Raw genomic sequence first — 21,510 nt, 5'->3', positions numbered from 1 at the left:
GTAAATTCACTACGGTTCCTTGAAAACTCTGTCGCGAAGGGCGTGCGCCTGGGTGTTGGATGTTATTTCCATCCAGTTGGCAACGCGTCGGGATAATAAAAGTAGCTTGAATTCTGAATTTTGTAGTAAAATTTCACGGAATTCATTCATAAGGAACGATCATGGCGTTGCATCCAGTCCTAGAAACCGTCACCGCACGCATTATCCAGCGCAGCAAGCCATCGCGCGGCGCTTATCTGGCCCATCTTGAAGCCGCCCGCGTCAAAGGCGTCCAGCGCGGCGCCCTGGCCTGCACCAACCTGGCCCACGGCTTTGCCGCTTTCCCCGCCAACGACAAGCTGTCGTTGAAGGAACTCAAGAAGCCATCGGTGGCGATCGTCTCGGCCTACAACGACATGCTGTCGGCCCACCAGCCGTTCGAAGGCTTCCCGGCCCTGATCAAGGATGCGGTGCGCGAAGTCGGCGCGGTCGCCCAGTACGCCGGCGGCACGCCCGCCATGTGCGACGGCGTCACCCAGGGCCAGCCTGGCATGGAGCTGTCGCTGTTTTCGCGCGACGCCATCGCCATGGCGACCGCCGTCGCGCTGTCGCACAATATGTTCGACTCCGCCGTCTACCTGGGCGTGTGCGACAAGATTGTACCCGGCCTGCTGATCGGCGCGCTGCACTTCGGCCACCTGCCTGCGGTGTTCGTGCCGGCCGGTCCGATGACCACTGGCCTGTCGAACTCCGAGAAAGCCAAGATCCGCCAGCTGTACGCGCAGGGCAAAGTCGGCCGCGCCGAGCTGCTGGAAGGCGAATCGCAGTCCTACCACAGCGCCGGCACCTGCACCTTCTACGGCACCGCCAACAGCAACCAGATGCTGATGGAAGTGATGGGCCTGCACCTGCCGGGCGCCGCCTTCATCACCCCGAACACCCCGCTGCGCGACGAGCTGACCAAGGCTGCCGCCAAGCGCGCCGCCGTCATCACCGCGCAATCGCAGGAATACCTGCCGGTCGGCCATGTGGTCGATGAGAAGTGCATCGTCAACGCGGTCGTCGCGCTGCTGACCACCGGCGGCTCGACCAACCACACGCTGCACCTGGTGGCCATCGCCAAGGCGGCCGGCATCGTCATCGACTGGAACGACTTCGACGAACTGTCGAAAGTGGTGCCGCTGCTGACGCGCATCTACCCGAACGGCAACGCCGACGTGAACCACTTCCACGCCGCCGGCGGCACCGGCTTCGTCATCCGCGAACTGCTCGATGGCGGCCTGCTGCACGACGACGTCACCACCATCCTGGGCAAGGGCCTGCGCGCGCACTGCGCCGAGCCGTTCCTGGGCGAAGGCGGCAAGGGCGTGGTCTGGAAGGATTCGCCGACCGAGTCGGGCGACGAAGCGGTGCTGCGCAAGATCACCGCGCCGTTCTCGCCGGACGGCGGCACCGTGCTGGTACAGGGCAACCTGGGCCGCGCCGTGATGAAGGTTTCGGCCGTCAAGCCTGAGCATCAGACGGTGGAAGCGCCGGCGCTGGTGTTCAACTCGCAGGAAGATTTCATGGACGCCTACAAGGCCGGCACGCTGGACCGCGACTTCGTCGCCGTGCTGCGCTTCCAGGGCCCGCGCGCCAACGGCATGCCGGAACTGCACGCGCTGACGCCGGCGCTGGCCAACCTGCAGGACGCCGGCCGCCACGTGGCGCTGGTCACCGACGGCCGCATGTCGGGCGCGTCGGGCAAGGTGCCGGCGGCGATTCACGTGTCGCCGGAGATCCTGGCCGGCGGTCCGCTGGGCCTGGTGCGAGATGGTGACATCATCCGCGTCTGCGCCCGCACCGGCACGCTGGAAGCGCTGGTTGAATCGAGCGTGTGGCATTCGCGCTCGCTGGCCACGGCCGATTTGACGCCGAACGGCGTCGGCATGGGCCGCGAGCTGTTCGCCATGTTCCGCAACAGCGTGTGCGAAGCGGAGAAGGGCGCGACCACCTTCGGGCTGCCGTCGCCCATCCCTACCACGGTAGGCCTGCATGACAAAGACCCGGTTGGCAACACCGTGCCCGGTTCCGATGAAGATTACTCGATGAAGAAAGATGCGTAAATCATGACCATGACTCTGCTCGACATTATGCGTACCTCGGCCGTGATCCCAGTGATCGCGATAGACGAACCTGAACATGCAGTACCGCTGGCGCGCGCGCTGGTGGCTGGTGGCATCCGCGTGCTGGAAGTGACGCTGCGCACCAAGCACGGCCTGGCCGCGATCAAGGCCATGTCGGAAGTGGAAGGCGCGATCGTCGGCGTTGGCACCTTGACGCAGCCGGAAGAATTCGCCGCTGCGCGCGATGCGGGTGCGGTGTTCGGCGTGTCGCCGGGCTTGACGTCGGCGCTGATCGCCGCCGCCAAGAGCAGCGGCCTGCCGCTGCTGCCGGGCGTGATGACGCCGTCGGAAGTGATGGCGGCGCGCGAGCATGGCTTCCGTCAGTTGAAGCTGTTCCCGGCGGTGCCGGCCGGTGGCATCGGCATGTTGAATGCGATCGGCGGTCCGCTGCCGGACGTGATGTTCTGCCCGACCGGCGGCATCTCGCAAGAGACCGCGTCGCAGTTCCTGGCGCTGAAGAACGTGGCCTGCGTGGGCGGCTCGTGGCTGACGCCGAAGGATGCCATCGCCGCTGGTGATTGGGATCGCATCACGGACCTGGCCAAGGCGGCCAGCGGGTTGCGCTAATCCGGCCGGACAGTAAGAGGATCTCTGTTGAATCGTCATTCCCGTGTAGGCGGGAATCTATGCTGCGTTTGTGACCATGCGACGTATAGCTTCCCGCCTACTTGGAAAAGACGGGTATTTCGAGACTTCCGTTAGTTGAACGAAACTCCAAAGTTGGCTTCCAATTTTTTTGGTTTTTTTTCATGGCACTGCTTTCGTGACCAGAAATCTCAAGCAGTTAATTACGGGCGAAGCGGCGGCAGGACGGCTCTTCTATCAGGTGGGTGTAATCACAAGTTCCGGTGCCAGTGATAGGATGTCGAACGCGGTTAATCTAAGGAAATCGGTCGAAGACTAATCAAAGGGATGTGGATGGCCAAAAAGAGATTCAGGTTTGAAGGATGGAAGGTCGCGAACTTGGCAATATTCGTGCTGATTGCTATTAGCATGTTGGCCTATGTTACTTTGGCCTTATGGTCGAAGAACGTGGAGGGAAAGAGTCTTGTACCCACTGTCCTAGCGTCTTTCCTTTCAACTTTTTTAGGCGCTACCTTCGCGTTCAGCTTGAATTGGGTGAAGGACGACCGTAAAGAGCATGTTGAGCGCAGGACTGCGCTCAGGTCTGCGCTCTTTGTTTTAATCCGCCAGTACAACGCTTTGATGGTAATTTCTCGGATGGTCGAACCGTACCGCAATTTGCCTGGCCGGGCACTCAATCTTCCGCCGCTGAGTCCACCAAACTATACGGATATTTCGCAAGATTTTAGTGCTTTGGCATTCATTCTAGATTCCGAAAGCCCGCAGATTTTGATGAACTTAAGCATTGAGCAGGAACGGTTTGAGCAGGCGATGCGAGTCTTGGAGTTGCGTGCGAAATTTCTTTATGACGAGCTCCAACCTGCTGTCGGTCTACACCGATTGTCCGAAACTGAGACCACATTGGAAGAGGTCAGAGAAAAACTGGGAGATCGCATATTCGGCATCGCGGAGAGTTCTGCACGTGAAGTCTTTGATCACTTAGACGAGCTAATGACTAGCTTGCCCGCTGTCCAAGAGGAATTGTATATCTTAGCTAAAAAACTATACCCTGGTGGAAAATTTCTTAGGGCGGAGAAGCCTGCGGGGGGCTAGGTTCTGGATAGGCGTCTATTCCAATGCCTGGATCAAGCAAAAAGGATTTCTCGTCGAAGGTGTCGAGACCAAGGACTACACTGCCTTTTGTAAAGGTGTAATAGAACTTCGCTAGCATCTCGCCCTTACAGGAGAAGGACTCCATCAATGAGTGGCTGACTGGGGGGCGTTACGAACTTGGCGAATTGCCAGCGGTCTACGACGACATGGAACAGCGTTTCCTTTTGTCTCAAACGAAATGCTTGCCCTGAACGCGGCGGTTAGTGCTCCTGTACCCCAAGCGAGAAGTATCGATGTTTCGTTGGATTTAACCTGCGAACAGACGAGAGTTATTCCGGTGCCGGCTGTTGGCACCCGCCAGCATCAGGCATCAGGCCGACAGGACTGCGCGGGGCGGCCCAAATCCTAATATTCAAGGGTGCTGGTGCTTATACAGAAACCAGGTCAGTACCATCATGAGCGTAAGCGAGAACAACGCAGATGGGAGTACTACTCTCTTTGCATGTGGTTTTCCTATTGTTCTTGAGAAGATGATTCCCCACGCAACCGGCATGGCCGCATAGGCTGCGATTGACATACCACGTAGCGTCGCCGAGCATGATTCGACGCACAAGTTTGTGTTTGCCATAGTCTCAATGGCGTGAGGCACCATGTCGAAGAGGACGCCAGCCAGAAATCCGAAGACAAAGAGAATAATTTTTCTCGCCATTACTTGACCTCGAAGAAGAGGATTGTTTTCGAGTTCCGAAGATCGGAGTAAACCGGTATCCAAGGGTTGTTGATCCCCAACGTGAAGCGCGCGAATGTTTCTAGCGTCCCGCTTAGACCATTGTTTGTAAGCCTTGATCCATTCCATAGGTCGATGTGCCCGCCGCTGGCGCTTGCGGGAGCTTCCCCGACACGCGTCCAGTAGGCATGAAACATAATGATGCCGGTGCGTCCCTTGACCTTCGTTTCCCAATCCTTACCGGTGATGTCTTCCGGTTTTTGCGGCAGGCCACAGAACGGCTGAAGTTTGAGCCATTCTCCCAACTCGTAGGCGCGCACGGCAGCGGCGGCGCCATTCATCATGACGCGCCCCAATACCTGTGCTCCCGGCATCGGCTTGACGCTTTTTTGGGAAAACGACTTCATCTTGATACCGATTTTGTGGAAGGTCGCACTCATGCGCAGTGCGCACTGGTTGCTGTAGTCCCCTTTGTCGCCGGGCGCTGGTTTGTAAGGGGTGCCGGTCACATAGTTGTCCCAAAGATCGGAGAACTTCACAGCGGGAACGTCGATGCTACACACGGAGTCTTTGATGGTGTTGGTCTTGACTGCGGCATGCTGCTGAAACACTTTTCCCATCAGCCCATTCCCTCCATTTTGGCAAGGGCATCGTCACCCCAATAGACAGCGTACTCTTCCGCATCATACGTTTCGATACGAGGCAGCGTGCCGTCTGCGGTGGCACGACCGGAAAATTTGCGGCCGTCTTTGGTTTCGATAAAGTAAGGGACACCTTTGATGGCGTCATCCTGGAGCTGCGGCTGTTCATCGAACTTGTCGGCAGCTTCTTGCGGCACGACTTCGTTTCCTGCCGCGCGCGGCGGAAGCGCACCTGGCGCGAGCTGCGCTGCGGCAGTTGCCGCCAGGGCCGTAGCCGATTGCCGCGCGGCGCCCGCGCCGGAAGCACCGCTGCTCCAATCAACCGTGTCTGTGAACTGTGAAGCGATCAACTTGGCGCCGCACGATGTTTTCATCCCCGCCACGGCGACGCCTTTGCCGTAGAAGGTGGCCGTCATCACGCCTTCCACGATTGGAAAGTCGCCGCGGCACTTCGGGCAATGAACCTTATGCCCGATAAATGAAATTGGTTTTCCCATGCAGATATCGGTTGGAGACCCCTCTAACACTGTCCCGCCATGGCTTGTCGAGTCGCCCTTACGAATTATTTCTGGCATGCGTCGCTTGCACAAAGTTGTTTGTGTGAACATTGTAAGCGCGTTGCCGTTTTGGCATTTGCACGATTGAGCTAGTCAAGTCCGCGCTGGGCTTTCAGCGATCCGGATTCAGGCAGAATAAGCCCACCTTGGCAATGAGTTCCAGCACCGACGCGGTTTGTTCTGGCCGACCAGTTGCGACGACAGGAAATAACTACTACGGCGCAGCCTTAGTCAGCAAATCACAAATGCGCTGCTGCCACCCGGGACCGGTGGCTTTCCAGCGCTCGATGATGTCAACGGGAAGGCGCAGGGAAATATCCACTGAGTCTTCCTCTGCTGGTTGCGTTCCCATCGGCGTCAAACGGGCTACTTGCTTTGAACGCATCTGCTTTACAGATTCCAGCAAATCACGCTGGAACTCTTCTTTCTCGGATGTCATGGATCTTTGCTGAAGGTTTTGCGAGCTCTGGATGATCGTATTGCGTCTTTCAGTACGCCGTTCAACAGGGTTTGATACCCTGTCCCTTGTGCTTCAGCTTTCGCCAGAAAAAACGCGATGACATCGTCATCCAGCATGATTGTGATGCGCGTTTTCCCAGTGGTGGCAATCACCGTGCCGTGCTTGCCTTTGCTGAAATCATACTCGTTGAGCATGGTATTTCTCCGTGGCCTGGAGCGGAAATTATGCATATCCTACGCATCTGCAGTCAAGCTGAGCTGGAGCGGACTGGTTCATCCTACTTGCTCCCCTATTTTTTTCGGCTTTCCCATATTTAGCCCGGTAAATTCGGAAATAGCCCAATGCTTGAAAAAATCGGGGGAAATCGAAGAGAAAATCGGGGCTTTGCCACAAGGAGCGCGGAGGCGCACCCCATGTACATACTCGTTAGCGGTTTGGGTTCAGGCAGAACAGCCCCGCCTTGGTGGCTAGTTCCAGCACCGGTGCGGCCAGTTCCTTGTTTTTGAAATACAGGATGTTGGTGTCATCCCAGCCCGCGGCGTAGACGCAGCCCAGTTCCGGCAGGATGATGAATTGCGACGGCACGCCGTAGTCGTTGAAGCGCGACTGCCGCAGGAAGCCTTCGCGGTCGGTGTAGCGCTTCAGCACCGGCTTGGCCTTGGCTGGCCAGCGGCCGCGGTGGCGCAGCGTGTAGACCGGCGTCAGGTCGAACAGCGCCGCCCAGTGCTGCTCGAACTTCTTGTTGCGCAGTACGCGCTCCTGGCCTTCGAAACAGTCCAGCAGATGCCATTCGCTCTCGTCGTCGAGCCAGTGGTCGAACACGGAGACCGCCAGTCGCTCCATGCCGCCGTCCGAGTCCAGCTCCCTGATTTGCTTCAATTGCGGGAACTGCCGATTGATTTCGGCAGCGACGTTCGCGTCAACGCGAGACAGCATCTTCATATACATCCTTGATTGGTGACTGGGCTTACAGCGCCGAAGTATATACGCTCGGCCGCCCAACACGCCAATCCCCGCCTGCGCTACCGGAACGTGGCGAGGTATTTCGCCGGCACCGTGACGTTATACAGCGCGCCGGAAAAGGCGGCGACGATCAGCGTGGCGGCCGTGAAGCCGGAGACCATCAGCAGCATCGCGGCGCCCCGCATCGCCCCTGCACTCAGGCGATCGTGCGCCAGCCAGTGCAGCGCCCGCGCCAGATGGACCGTGATCGCCAACACGGCGAGGAAGTAGTAGGGCATGAAGAAGTAACGATACGGCAGCACGTGCATGCCGGCGGCGGCATAGTAGAAGTTCGTATCGAGCCCGAACTGGATGCGCCCGACCAGCACCGCGCCAACGTGCACCAGCAGGAAGAACGCCAGGTACAGCCCTGAGCCCAGCTGCAACAGGTCGAGTCCTTCATGCCGGTCGCGCCAGCGGCGGCGCACGAAGGTCAATCCGCTGGCGACCTGGCTGGCGGCGCACAGCAGCAGGATGAGCTCCACCACCCGGTTGCGGTACACCGCGCGGAACGCCTCCATGAAGTGGATGTGCGCCTCCGGGCTGACTATCGCCAGCAGGTGGTTGAACAGATGCAGCGTCAAAAAGGCGCCGAGTACGCAAGCGCCAATGCGATGGGTCTTGTGCAGCATGCTGCTTATGCGACGCGGTCGCGCAGCTGCATGCGCAGGCCCACCGGCGACATCGTAAACGCCATCAGCTCGTCCGGCTCCTTGCCGTCCACCGTGTCGAGCGAGGCGATGTCGAAGCTGTTGAGCACCATGGAGCCGGCCAGTTTGATTTCCAGCAGCGCCAGATAGCGCCCAGGGCAGGTGCGCACGCCGGAGCCGAACGGCATCGACACATGCTTGTCCATCGCGCCGTCGCCTTTTTTCAGCCAGCGTTCGGGATCGAACTGGCCGGCCTGCGGCACGTGGCTTTCGCTGATGCTGTCGTGCCGCATCACGCACCATACCAGGCCGCCCTTGGGAATCCGCACGTCGCCGATCACGCTGTCGCGCAGGGCTTCCAGCGGCAGGAAGGGCGCCACCGGTTTCAAGCGCATGGCTTCCTGGGCGCAGGCGTCCAGGTAGTCCAGCGCATCCATCTGCTCGATGGTGAAGGCGGCCGTGTCGGGCGCGATGCGCAGCACTTCCTCGCGCGCCTTGCGCAGCGCGGCCGGATTCTTTTGCAGCAGGTACAGCATCCACGCCAGCGTGTTGCTGGTGGTGTCCTCGCCGGCCAGCAGCAGGGTGGTGACGTTGCCCGCCACGGCGACGTCGTCGACGCCGCTGTCGCCCTCGTCGGCCGCGCAGATCATCGCTTCCAGCAGGTTGGCGGGACGTTCGCGCCGGTGCGGCTCGGCCGCCAGCCGGGCGCGCGAGGCGGCGACCAGCTCATCGACCGCCTTGCCCAGTTGGAGCACGCATTCGTCCAGCTTGCGGTCGCGCTCCAGCTTGAAGTAGCGCCAGTATGGGAATAGCGTGAACGAGCGGCGTGCCACCTCCGGCAGAATGGTGTCCATGTGGCGCTGGATCACATCCTCGCCGCCGTCGATGGTGTTGACGTCGGTGCCGAAGGCCAGGCCGGCGATCACGTCGACGCTGAAGCGCTTCAGGTCCTCGGTCAGGTCGATGGCGCTGGCGTCGCGCGCGGCCTGGCGCCAGCGCTGCTGCAGCCGCAGGCCGACCTTCACCAGCGACGGGAAGTAAGCCTTCACCGCGTGCGGCGCCAGCGCGGTCATCACCATGCGGCGCTGGTTGCGCCAGGTCGCGCCCTCGGCCAGGAACAGGCCGGGGCGGCCGCCCATCTCGTCGGACACCTGGGCGGTGATGGACGGGCGGCGGAAGCCGTCCGGGCGGTCGCGCAGTGCGGCGTTGACCAGCTCATGCCCGGCCAGCACCAGCATCGGCGTGCGGCCCAGGGTGATCTTGAACATCGGGCCGTAGCGCTTGCTCCACTGCTCGACGCTGCGGTGGATATGCTGCAGATCCATATTGGGCAGGTTGCCCGCCAGCGGCCAGGGACGGGGCCCCGGCAGGCTCTCGACGGTACGCAGCTGGTGGGCGGCAGGGGCGGTGATCGTGTGTTCCATGGCGGCTTCCTTGAGTGACGATACCTCACTATGCCGTGCCGCCGCCGGCGCGTATTGAACGTTTGCGACAGCTTTGGTATAAACTTTATCCATGTCCTCCACCGAACCTTCCCTGACTCGGCTGATCGTGCCGCCTTTCGCGCTGGCCTCCTGCGTGCGCGCCTACATCACGCGCAGCACGGTGGAGCAACCGCTGACCGATCCGGCCGAACGCTTCAATCATTTCCCCGCCACGCCGCATTGTTCCATCACCTGGTTCATCGAGGGCGAGGCCGAGGTGGTGCAGCCGCCGGGGATACCGAAGACCGAAGTGCGCGCCGTCTTCGTCGGCCCGCAGACGCGGCCGATGGCCACCTACAATCCGGGCCCGGTGCGCATCCTGATGGTGATGTTTTATCCGCAGGCCATGCATGCGCTGAGCGGCATCGACGTGCCGGCCTGGGTCAACCGCTGGGACGATGTCGGCAGGGTGCTGGGGCCGGAGTGGGCGGCGATGTCGGAAACGCTGCTGGAAGCGGCCGACGACAGCGCCCGGCTGGCGGTGCTGGAAGCCTTCCTCACGCCGCGCTGGCAGGCCACGCGTCCCGGCGGCCCTGCTGCGACGGCGGGCGACTGGGTGCGCCACCTGGCGTGGCAGGTGGCCGATACCGCGCTGGGCCGCGGCGTGCGCAGCATCGAGCGCCACATCAAGGCGCGCGCCGGCCAGCCGATGCGCAAGCTGCTGCGCCTGCAGCGCGCCGAGCAATCGTTCTTCGACGCCCGCGACGAGTTCCTGGCGGGGCGGGTGGTGTGGTCCGACGTGGCCGCGCGCGGCGGCTATTCCGACCAGTCCCACTTTTGCCGCGAAGCGCGCGAGATCACCGGCCACAGCCCGCACGAACTGGCGCGCATCATGCAATCCGAAGACGAAAGCTACTGGATCTACCGCATCTGGACGTAGAGCAGCAACACCGGGTTAAAGCAGCGTGCCGCCCCAGGCGGCCGGATCGACGTCGGCGATGGTCTGCGTGAAGGTCCACACATGGCCGCCCGGATCGGCCACCGAATACTGCCGCTCGCCGAACGGATAGCCGGTCGGTGGACTGAGCGAGCGCGCCTTGGCCGCCAGCGCGCGCTTGTAGTGCTGGTCGATGTCGGTGATGCGCACCATGATCGAGTGACAGGGATGCGGGCAGGGCGGCGCCGGCGCCGGCCGCTGCGCCACCACCACCGCGCCGGCGCCGCCGGCGATGTCGAGCTGGATGCGGTGCTCGCCGATGCGCAGCCGCTCGCTGAAGCCGAACGCCTCGCACAGCCACTGCGCCGCCACCGCCACGTCCTGGTAGTGCAGCACGGGGATCACCATCACTTGCTGGATCGAACGGTTCGGGGCCAGCTGCGACATGGTGCGCCTCCAACAAAACGGTTAACGTACAGGGATCTTCAGCTTCAATTCTTCCCAGGCGGTGGTCAGCAGGCAGGTGATCAGCAGCGCGCTGTACTCCCAGCCGCCGGTGCCCGGCCCGACCACGAAGAAGCCGTTGTGGCGGTGGAACAGGATGATGCCGGTGCTGTAGATGATAGTCAGCGCGGCGCACACCGGCAAGGTAAATAAACGCAGCGCCAACAGCGCCGAGCCCAGCGTCTCGACCAGGTTGACCGCATAGGCCAGCACGGTGCCGCTGCCGGCCGGGAAACCCTCTTCCTCGAGAATCTGGCCCAGGATCGGACTGCTGCCCTCGTAGAAGCGGTAGGCGCCGTGGGTGAACAGGATGGCGCATAACACCAGACGCAGCAGGTCGGTGCCGGCGCTGGCGCGGGTAAAGATTTTCATCCGGCCGGCAGCAAGGCTTCGGTGCGGTTGCGGCCGTTGCGCTTGGCCAGGTAGAGCGCGCGGTCGGCGGCGCCGATCAGCGCTTCGATCTCCACCGCCGCATCGACCTTTTGCGTGGCGATGCCGATGCTGATCGTCACTTGCCGCGCGTCGTCGCTGTTGCGCTCGTGCGGGATGGCCAGCTCCTGGGCGCGGGCGCGGATCGCCTCGGCCATCATGGTGGCCTGCTCGACGTCGGTCTCGGGCAGTATCATGGCGAACTCCTCGCCGCCGTAGCGCGCCATCAGGTCGCACGGGCGCTTGAGCATGGCCGCCAGCGCGGCCGCCACCTGGATCAGGCACTGGTCGCCCTTCTGGTGGCCGTAGTGGTCGTTATAGGCCTTGAAGTGGTCGATGTCGATCATCAGCAGCGACAACGGTGTGCCGCCGCGCTTGGCGCGCCGGTGTTCCTTCTCCATCGCGACGTCGAAGTGGCGGCGGTTGGCGATGCCGGTCAGGCCGTCGGCGAAGGTCTGCGAGCGCAGCACCATGGCCTGCTCGCGCAGCAGCTTCTCGCGGGCGACGGCGATGCTGACGTCGTTGATCTGGATCAGGCAGTGGCGCGGCGCGCCCTCGACCGCGATCGGCGTGATCTCCACCGCCTGCTGGATGCGCTCGTTGCGGGCGGCCGCCACCGGGCCGGCGTACAGCGCGAACGGCGCCTTGTTGAGCGTTTGCGACAGCAGCGAGGGGAAGTTGTTGTACAGCGCCTGCTGGATCGCCGCCTCGACCCGGCCGCCGCGCAGGCCGGGGCAGACGGTGAAGAAATCGGCGCCGATCACCTTGTCGTGGCCCAGGCCGGAATACTTGATCATCCACGAATTCCACAGCACGACGCGGCGTTCGTTGTCGAGCACGATGGCGCCCAGGTTCACCGCGCACAGCACGCTGTGCAGCAGGTGGAGGTGGTGTGCTTCGGTCACGGGACGCATCATGCCTGGCCCATGGCGCGGGCGATGTAGAGGTTGATCTGCTCCTTGAGGTCGTGCAACGCCGAGATGTCGAGCACGAAGGCGACATAGCCGTGGATCTGGTGCTTCTCGAGCAGGAAGTCGATGTGCAGCATCAGCACCACGGTGTCGGGCTGGCTGCCGGAGGCGACCAGGATTTCATCGCTGGTGCCGACGTGGTATTGCGGCAGCGAGCCGTGCAGCTCGCGCTGGAAGATGTTGGCCAGGGTGCCGACGCAGGAGTTGAGGATGATGTTGCCGATCTCGCACATCGCTTCCTGCTCCATGTCGGTCAGCTCCTTGAGCGGCACCGACTCGCCCACCATCAGGCGCACGATCTCCAGGCTCTTATCCTCGGGAAACATGAGGATGGCCTCGGTCGCGAACGCGCCCTCGTAGTGCTGGCTGACGCCGCAGATGGTCTCGGCCTCGAGCGACTTGCCGTCGAGCAGGCGCGCCGCCTCGGTGCGGTTGATGAAGCTCACCGACGGCACCGACATGCGCACCGCCTCGTTGACGATGGCGCTCATCGAGGCCGCCGCCTGGCCGACGCCGATGTTGAAGATCTCGATCAGCGCGTCGTTTTCCAGCTCGGACAGGGCGAACATGGTCAGGCCGCTTCCAGGGTGGACAGCAGCTGCGCGATGCGGGCCTCGGTGATCGGTTTTTCCATGAAGCCGATGCCGAGCAGGGTGGCCCGCTCGCGGGTGGAGGTTTGCACATTGGCCGTCAGCAGCGAGATCGGCACGGCGGGGAATTCCTGCCGCAGCAGCTCGGCGGCGGCGATGCCGCCCATGCCGGGCATGTTGACGTCCATCAGGATCAGGTCCGGCGGCGTGGCGCGCGCCTTCAGCAGCGACTCCTCGCCGGTGGCCGCCTCTTCGACGATCCAGTCGGCATGCAGGCCGGCGATGTACTGGCGCGCCATCAGGCGCGAGACCCGGCTGTCATCGACTATCAAGACTGTTTTGGTAGGCGTCATGTGTCATCCCCGGCGATCAAGATTGGACCTGCGTGATGACCATTCTCGCATATCCCGCGCCGTCGCTGGCAACCATCGTTGCGTCGCCGCGGCGCTTGTGCCAGTCTGCGACACCGGCGCCGGCTTGATGTTGTCTGAGCGCAATTTTTGGCTGAAAACGGTGGCGGACAGGGGCGATCCGTTAAAATAGCGGAAGTGAATTCCCCTCTCTCTCTTACACAAACATTATGACCCAAGACGAACTGAAACAAGCCGTAGCCCGCGCCGCCATCGACTACGTGGTGGAAAACGAGATCATCGGCGTCGGCACCGGCTCGACCGCCAACTTCTTCATCGATGAACTGGCCAAGATCAAGCACCGCATCAAGGGCGCGGTGGCCTCGTCCGAAGCGACCGCGGCGCGCCTGCGCGGCCACGGCATCGAAGTGTTCGACTTGAACGACGTGGCGGAAATCGCCGTCTACATCGACGGCGCCGACGAGATCACCCCTGCCGGCGCCATGATCAAGGGCGGCGGCGCGGCGCTGACGCGCGAGAAGATCGTCGCCTCGGTGTCGAAACAGTTCGTCTGCATCGCCGACGGCTCCAAGCTGGTCGAGGTGATGGGCAAGTTCCCGCTGCCGGTGGAAGTGCTGCCGATGGCGCGCGCGTCCGTCACCCGCGCGCTGGCCAAGCTGGGCGGCACGCCCAAGCTGCGCCTGAAGCCGGGCACCGAAGAGGCTTTCATCACCGACAACGGCGGCATGATCATCGACGTGGCCGGCCTGGCGATCGCCGATCCGGTGGCGCTGGAACAGCAGATCAACCAGATCGTCGGCGTGATCGCGGTCGGCCTGTTCGCCGCGCGCGGCGCCAACGTCTGCCTGCTGGGCATGGCGGACGGCGTCCAGACGCTGAAATTCTGATGAGCGGCCGGCCGCTGGTCATGCTGTTGGGGGCGGGCGCGCTGTTGGGCGCCTCGCTGCTGAGCGCCTGCTCGATGATGCCGTCGTTCGGCAAGTCGGGCGACGCGCAAGTTGTACCGCGCAAGCCGGCGCCGCGCACCACGGCCGACGACGGCACGCCGCTGGGCTATGTGGACGGCGTCGAAATCCAGAAAGTGCCGTTCCGCGCCGGCATCTCGTCGGCGACGGTGGAGAGCCTGGCCAAGCAGCAGGGCTGCACGGGCGGCTGGGGCGCGGGATTGGTGAGCGAACCGGGACCGGTCGAGGTGTATCGCATGACTTGCGAAAACGGCAAAGTTTTCATGGCGAAATGCGAGTTGAAGCAGTGTAAAGCGATGTAATTCTTGCACGCCGGCGGCGGGCGCCGCCGGCGCTTCCGGCAACCTTATTCGGTTGGCGGCACATAACCCATGGCGGCGTCGGCGCCGTCGCCGAAGAAGTGTTTCTCCATCTGCGTGGCCAGGTATTTGCGGGCGCGCTGGTCGGCCAGGTTCAAACGGTTTTCGTTGACCAGCATGGTCTGGTGCTTCAGCCAGGCCGCCCAGGCTTCCTTGGAAACCGATTCATAGATCTTCTTACCCAGTTCACCCGGATATGGTGGAAAGTCCAAGCCCTCGGCTTCCTTGTTGAGTTTGATGCATTGAACGGTGCGGGCCATCTGTGTTGCTCCTAAAGCGGTAGGTAAAACGAGATTATAAGGTCTTAATCAAAACCTGGGATTTGCGCTGCCAGTTATACATGCGCTGGCGGTCCTTGGGCAGGGCGTCCACGGTGGCCGGCACGAAGCCGCGCTTCTGGAACCAGTGCGAGGTGCGGGTGGTCAGCACGAACAGCTTTTGCACGCCGATGGCGCGCGCGCGGTTTTCCATGTGCTTGAGGATGCGCTCGCCGTCGCCCTGGGCCTGGACTTCCGGATTGACGGTCAGGCAGGCCATTTCCGCCATCTTCTGTTCCGGGAACGGGTACAGCGCGGCGCAGCCGAAGATCACGCCATCGTGGTCGATGACGGAGAAGTAGTCGATCTCGCGCTCGATCAGCTCGCGGCCGCGCTTGACCAGCGTGCCGTCGGCCTCGAGCGGCTCGATCAGCTTGATGATGCCGCCGACGTCCTCGATGGTGGCCTGGCGCAGCGACTCCAGGTTCTCGTGCGAGATCATGGTGCCCACGCCATCGTGGGTGAACAGCTCCAGCAGGGCCGAGCCGTCCATCTCGAACGGCACGATGTGCGAGCGCTCGACGCCGTTGTCGCAGGCCTTGACGCAGTGTTTCAGGTAGAAGGCGGTGGCGTCCGGCAGGAAGCCGGCCTGCAGCACGGCCTCGGCCTGGTGCGACGACAGTTCGCGGATTTCGGTGCCGCCGGCGTCGGTCATCATCGGCGTTTCGGTGATGAAGATCAGCTTGTCGGCGTGCAGGGCGATGGCGGTGCTGCACGCCACGTCCTCCATGGTCAGGTTGAACGCCTCGCCGGTCGGCGAGAAGCCCAGCGGCGACAGCAGCACCAGGCCGTCCGAGCCGAGGATGGAGTGGATGGTCTCGGCGTCGACCTTGCGGGTGATGCCGGTCAGCTCGAGGTCGACGCCGTCGATCACGCCCAGCGGACGGGCGGTGATGAAGTTGCCGGAAATGATACGGATGGCCGCGTGCGACATCGGCGTGTTGGGCAGTCCCTGGCTGAAGGCGGCCTCGATATCGAGGCGCAGCTCGCCGGCGGCCTCCTTGGCGCACTCCATGGCGGCGATGTCGGTGATGCGCAGGCCGTTGTGGAAGCGGCCCTCGACGTTACGCAGGGCCAGCTGTTCGGCCACCTGCGGGCGCGAGCCGTAGACCACGGTGACGTTGATGTCCAGCGCGTGCAGCAGCGACAAATCGTGCGCCAGCACTTGCAGCGCGCCGGCGCTGACGAGTTCACCAGGGAAGGCGACCACGAAGGTCTTGCCACGGAAGGCGTGGATGTACGGCGCGACTGAGCGCAGCCATTGGACGAATTGGGTAGGGTTTTCCATTAGCCGCATTATAATTCGGTGCGCGACTTCCGCGCCAAAACCTTTGTAAAAAACAATGTCAGAAGCCAGCAACAAGTCTAAAGGCGCGTCCAGCACGCCCGCCAGCACGCAGAACGCCCCCTCCCGCACTCCGCAAGCGCCCAACGCCCGGCCAGGGCAGGGCCAGCCACGCCCGCAAGGGGAGGCGCGCCCGCGCAGCGGCGAACCGCGTCCGGCCGGCCAGCAGCGCCCGCCCCGCGCGGCGCTGCCGGATGGCGAAGGCGGGCTGATTGCGCCGCCGCGCCGCGAACCCCGCGGCGGTGGCCGACCACCCCGCCTGACGCCGGAAGAACAGGCCGCCCGCGCTGCCGAACGCGCGTTCCGCAACCCGCTGCCGCCGATTACCTACCCTGAAGACCTGCCGGTCTCCGGCCGCCGCCACGAAATCGCCGAGGCGCTGCAAAACAGCCAGGTCATCATCGTCTGCGGCGAAACCGGCTCCGGCAAGACCACCCAGCTGCCGAAGATCTGCCTGGAACTGGGCCGCGGCCAGAAAGGCCTGATCGGCCACACGCAGCCGCGCCGTATCGCCGCCTCGTCCACCGCCAAGCGCATCGCGCAGGAGCTGGGCACGCCGCTGGGCGTCACGGTGGGCTTCAAGGTCCGCTTCGCCGACACGCTGACCAAGGGCGCCGCGGTCAAGCTGATGACCGACGGTATCCTGCTGGCCGAAACCCAGACCGACCCGCTGCTGCGCAACTACGACACCATCATCATCGATGAAGCGCACGAACGCAGCCTGAACATCGACTTCCTGCTCGGCTACCTGAAGCAGCTGCTGCCGCGCCGCCCGGACCTGAAGGTGATCATCACCTCCGCGACCATCGACGCCGACCGCTTCTCGCGCCACTTCGGCACGCCGGAGAAGCCGGCGCCGGTGATCGAAGTCTCCGGCCGCCTGTACAAGGTGGAGGTGCGCTACCGCCCGATCGAAAGCGACGTTGTCAATCCTGCCGTGGCCAACGCCGAAGGCAAGGGCCAGCGCACCGCCGCCGCCCGCGAAAAGCGCGACCTGATGGACGCCGTGATCGACGGCGTCGACGAGCTGTCGCGCCTCGGCTCTGGCGACGTGCTGGTGTTCCTGCCCGGCGAACGCGAAATCCGCGACGCCGCCGAAGCCCTGCGCAAGCACCACCCACCGCACGTCGAAATCCTGCCGCTGTTTGCCCGCCTGTCGGCCGAGGAGCAGGAACGCGTGTTCAAGCTGACCAACGCGCGCCGCATCGTCTTGGCCACCAACGTCGCCGAAACCTCGCTGACCGTGCCAGGCATCCGCTACGTGGTCGACGCCGGCCTGGCGCGCGTGAAGCGCTACAGCTACCGCAACAAGGTCGAACAACTGCAGATCGAAGCGATCGCGCAATCGGCGGCCAACCAGCGCGCCGGCCGTTGCGGCCGCGTGGCCGACGGCGTCTGCATCCGTTTGTACGAAGAGCAGGACTTCCTGCAACGACCGAAGTTCACCGAGCCGGAAATCCTGCGCTCGTCGCTGGCCTCGGTCATCCTGCGCATGAAGTCCCTGCACCTGACGGACGTGGAGACCTTCCCGTTCATCGAGCCGCCGCTGGCCCGCGCCATCGCCGACGGTTACCAGCTGCTGCAGGAACTGGGCGCGGTCGACGAATACAACCAGCTGACGCCACTGGGCAACAAGCTCTCCAAGCTGCCGCTGGACCCGCGCGTGGGCCGCATGATCCTGGCCGCGCTGGACAACGTCTGCCTGGAAGAAGTGCTGATCATCGCCTCCGCGCTGTCGGTGCAGGACCCGCGCGACCGTCCGATGGAGCACCAGCAGGCCGCCGATGAAGCGCACAAGAAGTTCGCCGACGAGAAGTCGGAGTTCCTCAGCTATCTCAAGATCTGGAAGTGGTTCGACAACGCGATTGAGCACAAGAAGACCAATCGCCAGCTGATGGACAATTGCCGCACCAACTTCCTGTCGCAACTGCGGCTGCGCGAGTGGCGCGACGTGCATTCGCAGCTGCTGACCATCGTCAAGGAACAGGGCTGGCGCGTCAACGAAACGCCGGCCACCTACGAGAACCTGCACCTGGCGCTGTTGACTGGCCTGCTGGGTAACATCGGCTTCAAGGGCGAGGACGAGCCGGGCGCCGGCTACCTGGGGGCGCGCGGCATCAAGTTCAATATCTGGCCGGGCTCCTCGCTGCTGAAGAAGCCGGGCAAGTGGATCATGGCGGCCGAACTGGTCGACACCACGCGCCTGTACGCGCGCTGCGTGGCGCAGATCCAGCCGGAGTGGCTGGAAAAGGTCGGCGGCCACCTGCTGAAAAAGTCCTGGGGCGAGCCGCGCTGGGAGAAGAAATCGGCGCAGGTCAGCGCGTCCGAACGGGCCACCTTGTACGGGCTGGTGGTGTACAGCCAGCGCCGCATCAACTACGGCTTGTTCAATCCGACCGAGGCGCGCGAGATCTTCATACGCGATGCGCTGGTCGGCGGCGATTACGAAACGCGGGCGCCGTTCTTCGCGCACAACCATAAGCTGATCAAGGAAATCGAAAACCTTGAGCACAAGTCGCGCCGTCTCGACGTGCTGGTGGACGATGAACTGATCGCCGCCTTCTACGACAAGCTGATACCGGCCGACGTGGTCAACGGCGCCGGCTTCGAGAAGTGGCACAAGGATGCGACGTTCGCCGAGCCCAAGCTGCTGTACCTGAACCGCGACGAATTGATGCGCCACGAAGCGGCCGGCGTCACCACCGACCTGTTCCCGAAGATGATGTCGGTGACGGGGCTGGAAATGCTGCTGACCTATCACTTCGAACCGGGCAGCGTGCGCGATGGCGTGACCATGGCGGTGCCGCTGTTTGCCTTGAACCAGCTGCCGCGCGAACGTTGCGAGTGGCTGGTGCCGGGCATGCTGAAGGAGAAGGTGCATCTGCTGCTCAAATCCCTGCCGCAAAAGCTGCGCCGCCATTGCGTGCCGCTGCCGGATTACGCCGCCAAGTTTTGCGAGCGTGTGCATGAAGCGGGTGTGTTCGGCCGTGGCGACCTGGTTGACGCCATCATCGCCGACATCCGCAAGCAGATCACGATCTCGGTGCTGACCAGCGACTTCAAGCCGGAAACGCTGGCGGCTCACCACTTCATGAACTTTAAGGTGATCGACGAGCACGGACGCCAGCTGGAGATGGGCCGCAACCTGGCCACGCTGCAGGCGGAATTCGGCACGCAGGCGCGCGAGAGCTTCCAGAAAATGGCCGAGTCGTCGGGCGGGCAGGGCGTCAGCATGCGTGCGCTGGGCACTGGTGGCAGCGCCGCGCCGTCCGCATCGGCGAAAGCCAGTGCACCTGCCGCGCAAGGCAAGGGAGCACCTGCGGCCGCCGCGCCGACGGCCGCCAGCGGCATCACGCTGACCGGCCTGACCTCGTGGACCTTCGGCGAGCTGCCGGAGTTGCTGGAAATCGCCCAAGGCAAGCTGACGCTGATCGGCTTCCCTGCGCTGGTCGACAAGGGCACGCACTGCGACCTGGAAGTGTTCGACGATCCGACCGTGGCTGCGCGCACGCACCGTATCGGCCTGCGCCGCCTGTTCTCCTTGCAGATGAAGGACCAGATCAAGTTCATTGAAAAAGGCATCCCCGGCTTGCAGCAGATGGGCATGCAGTTCATGAGCATGGGCACGCAGGAAGAGCTGCGCGAGCAGATCATCAACAAGGCCTTGGACATCGCCTGCCTGCAAGATCCGTTGCCGCTGGATGCAGCCAGTTTCGCCAAGCGCAAGGACGAGGGCAAATCGCGCCTGGTGCTGCTGGTGAACGAGATCGCGCGTTTGCTGTCGCAGGTGCTGACCGAGTTCCATGGCCTGCCCAAGCGCCTGCAAGGCTTGCCCGCGCAGGCGGCGGCCGACATGCAGTCGCAGTTGCAGGGATTGGTCAACAAGCGCTTCCTGTCGGAGAACGAGTACAGCCAGCTGTCGCACTTCCCGCGCTATCTGAAGGCGATGAACGTGCGTATCGAGAAGCTGCGCGGCGATCCCGCGCGCGACGCCAAGCTGATGGCAGAATGGCAGCAGGCGGCCACGCTGTACCAGCGCGCCAACAAGGACAAATCGGCCGGCAAGAACACCGATCCGAAGATGGTGGAATTCCGCTGGATGCTGGAGGAGTTGCGCGTATCGCTGTTCGCGCAGGAGCTGCGCACGCCGATGCCGGTATCTGCCAAGCGGCTGTTGAAAGTATGGGAGTCGATGCAGCGCTGATCGGCTGCTATGAGCGCTGGCGCACGCAGGCTGGGGCGGGTTTCGGGGTAGACTTTATGGCAACAGGAGATCGTCGCCATGAAGAGAGCCGCCAGCAGTTTGTTACGCACTTTGGTCCGCACGGGGAAGCGGCAGAGCCGTTCCGTCAGCAAGTTGGTGACGGCGCTGTTCGCCGTCCCCGCAGCGGCCAAGCCTAAACGGAAACGCAAGCCGGCCGTCAAGGCCAAGAGCGCCGTCAAGCCAGCCAAGCCGGCCGCGCCCCGTGTGCGCGCCACGACCTCCGTCGCCACACACGTCCCCCCATCGCCGGGAAAATGGCTGGCCTCACACTTCAGCGCACCGCCAGGTGTCGGCACGCCGGCACGCCGCATGAGTTACTGGCTTTACCTGCCAAACAATCCGCCCGAAGACACGCAACGCCTAGGCTTGCCGCTGCTGGTGATGCTGCACGGCTGCCACCAGACCGCGACCCAATTCGCGCAAGGCACGCGCATGAACCAGTGGGCCGAGCAGATGGGCTATGCCGTCCTCTATCCGCAGCAACTGGTCAGCGTCCAGGCGCAGCGCTGCTGGAAATGGTACGACCGCGCCACGCAGGAGGGCGGCGGCGACGTCCCCGTCATCGTCGGCATGATCAACAAGGTGACGTCGCAATACGCCATCGACCGTTCGCGCATCTACGTCGCCGGCCTTTCGGCTGGAGCCGGCATGGCCAACATCGTCGCGCTGAACCACCCGCAGCTGTTCGCCGCCGTGGGGCTGCATTCAGGCCCGGTGTTCGGCGCAGGCCACAACACCATCGGCGCGCTGGGCGTGATGCAGCACGGCGGCGCCACGCGTACCGAGGCCGCTGCGCACGAGGTGATGATGCGCCATCCACAATTCCCCGGCATGCCCGCGATCCTGATCCAGGGGGAGGGCGACAAGGTGGTCCGCCCGATCAACCAACTCCAGCTGGCGCGCCAAAGTCGGCTGCTGAACCGGCTGTCGGCGGCGCCGAAGGTCACCCACAACCCGCAAGGACGCGGCGGCCGCCACAACGCCCACCAGCTGCACGATTTTTACGAAGGAAGAAAACTGCTGCTGCGCGTGGCCCAGATCGCCGACCTCGAGCACGCCTGGAGCGGCGGCGATCCGGCGCTGGCCTTCAACGCCAAGGCCGGCCCGGATGCCAGCAAAATGATGTTAGAATTTTTCTCACGTCACCAGCGCATATGATTTGACACGGTGCAGGAG

The 21,510-nt window shown here is 63.2% G+C and carries 22 protein-coding genes; 8 read left to right on the top strand and 14 right to left on the bottom strand.

The window, feature by feature from the left end; genetic code table 11:
- Positions 1-161 precede the first annotated feature (161 nt).
- From edd to AC07OK_RS25630, 3 genes are all read left to right on the top strand, one after another.
- Complete coding sequence (gene edd, locus AC07OK_RS25640; protein WP_494692909.1) at positions 162-2,084, top strand: phosphogluconate dehydratase; 1,923 nt, start codon at positions 162-164, stop codon at positions 2,082-2,084.
- A gap of 3 nt (positions 2,085-2,087) precedes the next feature.
- Positions 2,088-2,711 (top strand): bifunctional 4-hydroxy-2-oxoglutarate aldolase/2-dehydro-3-deoxy-phosphogluconate aldolase, encoded by a 624-nt coding sequence (gene eda, locus AC07OK_RS25635; RefSeq protein ID WP_117011564.1) that lies wholly within the window; start codon positions 2,088-2,090, stop codon positions 2,709-2,711.
- A 351-nt stretch (positions 2,712-3,062) separates the two neighbouring features.
- Complete coding sequence (locus AC07OK_RS25630; protein ID WP_494692908.1) at positions 3,063-3,821, top strand: hypothetical protein; 759 nt, start codon at positions 3,063-3,065, stop codon at positions 3,819-3,821.
- Positions 3,822-4,529: 708 nt separating this feature from the next.
- Here the strand turns inward: AC07OK_RS25630 and AC07OK_RS25625 are convergent.
- The 7 genes from AC07OK_RS25625 to AC07OK_RS25595 all read right to left on the bottom strand — a co-directional run bounded on the left by AC07OK_RS25625 (position 4,530) and on the right by AC07OK_RS25595 (position 9,282).
- The gene (locus AC07OK_RS25625) at positions 4,530-5,168 is read right to left on the bottom strand and encodes a type VI secretion system amidase effector protein Tae4 (RefSeq protein ID WP_494692907.1); all 639 of its coding nucleotides are present in this window, start codon (positions 5,166-5,168) and stop codon (positions 4,530-4,532) included.
- Positions 5,168-5,764 carry a PAAR domain-containing protein gene (locus AC07OK_RS25620; protein ID WP_494692921.1) on the bottom strand — a complete coding sequence of 199 codons (597 nt, stop codon included), beginning with the start codon at positions 5,762-5,764 and terminating at the stop codon, positions 5,168-5,170. Before AC07OK_RS25620 ends, AC07OK_RS25625 begins: the two co-directional genes overlap by 1 nt.
- A gap of 196 nt (positions 5,765-5,960) precedes the next feature.
- The gene (locus AC07OK_RS25615; protein WP_494692906.1) at positions 5,961-6,185 is read right to left on the bottom strand and encodes a BrnA antitoxin family protein; all 225 of its coding nucleotides are present in this window, start codon (positions 6,183-6,185) and stop codon (positions 5,961-5,963) included.
- On the bottom strand, positions 6,182-6,400 hold the full coding sequence (locus tag AC07OK_RS25610; protein ID WP_494692905.1) for a BrnA antitoxin family protein: 219 nt from the start codon (positions 6,398-6,400) through the stop codon (positions 6,182-6,184). The genes AC07OK_RS25615 and AC07OK_RS25610 overlap by 4 nt, the downstream gene beginning before the upstream one ends.
- Before the next feature lie 232 nt (positions 6,401-6,632).
- The gene (locus AC07OK_RS25605) at positions 6,633-7,148 is read right to left on the bottom strand and encodes a hypothetical protein (RefSeq protein WP_494692904.1); all 516 of its coding nucleotides are present in this window, start codon (positions 7,146-7,148) and stop codon (positions 6,633-6,635) included.
- Between the two features lie 80 nt (positions 7,149-7,228).
- Positions 7,229-7,840 (bottom strand): hypothetical protein, encoded by a 612-nt coding sequence (locus tag AC07OK_RS25600; protein WP_494692903.1) that lies wholly within the window; start codon positions 7,838-7,840, stop codon positions 7,229-7,231.
- 5 nt (positions 7,841-7,845) lie between these two features.
- On the bottom strand, positions 7,846-9,282 hold the full coding sequence (locus AC07OK_RS25595; RefSeq protein ID WP_494692902.1) for a cytochrome P450: 1,437 nt from the start codon (positions 9,280-9,282) through the stop codon (positions 7,846-7,848).
- 91 nt (positions 9,283-9,373) lie between these two features.
- Here AC07OK_RS25595 and AC07OK_RS25590 point away from each other — a divergent pair, with 91 nt between their 5' ends.
- Entirely contained in the window at positions 9,374-10,222 is an 849-nt protein-coding gene (locus AC07OK_RS25590) for a helix-turn-helix domain-containing protein (RefSeq protein WP_494692901.1), read from the top strand.
- A 15-nt stretch (positions 10,223-10,237) separates the two neighbouring features.
- Here the strand turns inward: AC07OK_RS25590 and AC07OK_RS25585 are convergent, their stop codons facing one another.
- The 5 genes from AC07OK_RS25585 to AC07OK_RS25565 are packed head-to-tail and all read right to left on the bottom strand — an operon-like array spanning position 10,238 to position 13,066.
- Positions 10,238-10,666, bottom strand: a complete 429-nt coding sequence (locus AC07OK_RS25585; RefSeq protein ID WP_494692900.1) for a VOC family protein — start codon at positions 10,664-10,666, stop codon at positions 10,238-10,240.
- A 21-nt stretch (positions 10,667-10,687) separates the two neighbouring features.
- Positions 10,688-11,095, bottom strand: a complete 408-nt coding sequence (locus AC07OK_RS25580; protein ID WP_494692899.1) for a DoxX family protein — start codon at positions 11,093-11,095, stop codon at positions 10,688-10,690.
- Positions 11,092-12,069: a diguanylate cyclase gene (locus tag AC07OK_RS25575; RefSeq protein ID WP_494692898.1), complete on the bottom strand. Its 978-nt coding sequence runs from the start codon at positions 12,067-12,069 to the stop codon at positions 11,092-11,094. Before AC07OK_RS25575 ends, AC07OK_RS25580 begins: the two co-directional genes overlap by 4 nt.
- Complete coding sequence (locus AC07OK_RS25570; RefSeq protein ID WP_494692897.1) at positions 12,066-12,692, bottom strand: chemotaxis protein CheC; 627 nt, start codon at positions 12,690-12,692, stop codon at positions 12,066-12,068. Before AC07OK_RS25570 ends, AC07OK_RS25575 begins: the two co-directional genes overlap by 4 nt.
- A gap of 2 nt (positions 12,693-12,694) precedes the next feature.
- Entirely contained in the window at positions 12,695-13,066 is a 372-nt protein-coding gene (locus AC07OK_RS25565) for a response regulator (RefSeq protein ID WP_494692896.1), read from the bottom strand.
- Between the two features lie 227 nt (positions 13,067-13,293).
- On the opposite strand from AC07OK_RS25565, the gene rpiA reads away from it, so the two are divergent.
- Both rpiA and AC07OK_RS25555 read left to right on the top strand, forming a co-directional pair.
- On the top strand, positions 13,294-13,971 hold the full coding sequence (rpiA, locus tag AC07OK_RS25560; protein WP_494692895.1) for a ribose-5-phosphate isomerase RpiA: 678 nt from the start codon (positions 13,294-13,296) through the stop codon (positions 13,969-13,971).
- Positions 13,971-14,351, top strand: coding sequence for a hypothetical protein (locus tag AC07OK_RS25555; RefSeq protein ID WP_494692894.1), 381 nt, complete (start codon positions 13,971-13,973; stop codon positions 14,349-14,351). The genes rpiA and AC07OK_RS25555 overlap by 1 nt, the downstream gene beginning before the upstream one ends.
- Positions 14,352-14,395: 44 nt before the next feature.
- On the opposite strand, the gene AC07OK_RS25550 is transcribed toward AC07OK_RS25555, so the two are convergent.
- Positions 14,396-14,668, bottom strand: a complete 273-nt coding sequence (locus AC07OK_RS25550; RefSeq protein ID WP_008451241.1) for an oxidative damage protection protein — start codon at positions 14,666-14,668, stop codon at positions 14,396-14,398.
- Between the two features lie 34 nt (positions 14,669-14,702).
- Complete coding sequence (gene argA / locus AC07OK_RS25545) at positions 14,703-16,013, bottom strand: amino-acid N-acetyltransferase (RefSeq protein WP_494692893.1); 1,311 nt, start codon at positions 16,011-16,013, stop codon at positions 14,703-14,705.
- Positions 16,014-16,068: 55 nt separating this feature from the next.
- Here argA and hrpA point away from each other — a divergent pair, with 55 nt between their 5' ends.
- Positions 16,069-20,274, top strand: a complete 4,206-nt coding sequence (gene hrpA, locus AC07OK_RS25540; protein ID WP_494692892.1) for an ATP-dependent RNA helicase HrpA — start codon at positions 16,069-16,071, stop codon at positions 20,272-20,274.
- A 78-nt stretch (positions 20,275-20,352) separates the two neighbouring features.
- On the top strand, positions 20,353-21,492 hold the full coding sequence (locus AC07OK_RS25535) for an extracellular catalytic domain type 1 short-chain-length polyhydroxyalkanoate depolymerase (protein WP_494692891.1): 1,140 nt from the start codon (positions 20,353-20,355) through the stop codon (positions 21,490-21,492).
- Positions 21,493-21,510: the final 18 nt, after the last annotated feature.

Source organism: Duganella sp. GW821-FHT07G03, from assembly GCF_059418605.1.
The sequence above is the reverse complement of the archived record's forward strand: the minus strand, read 5'-3'. Positions and strand labels throughout refer to the sequence as shown.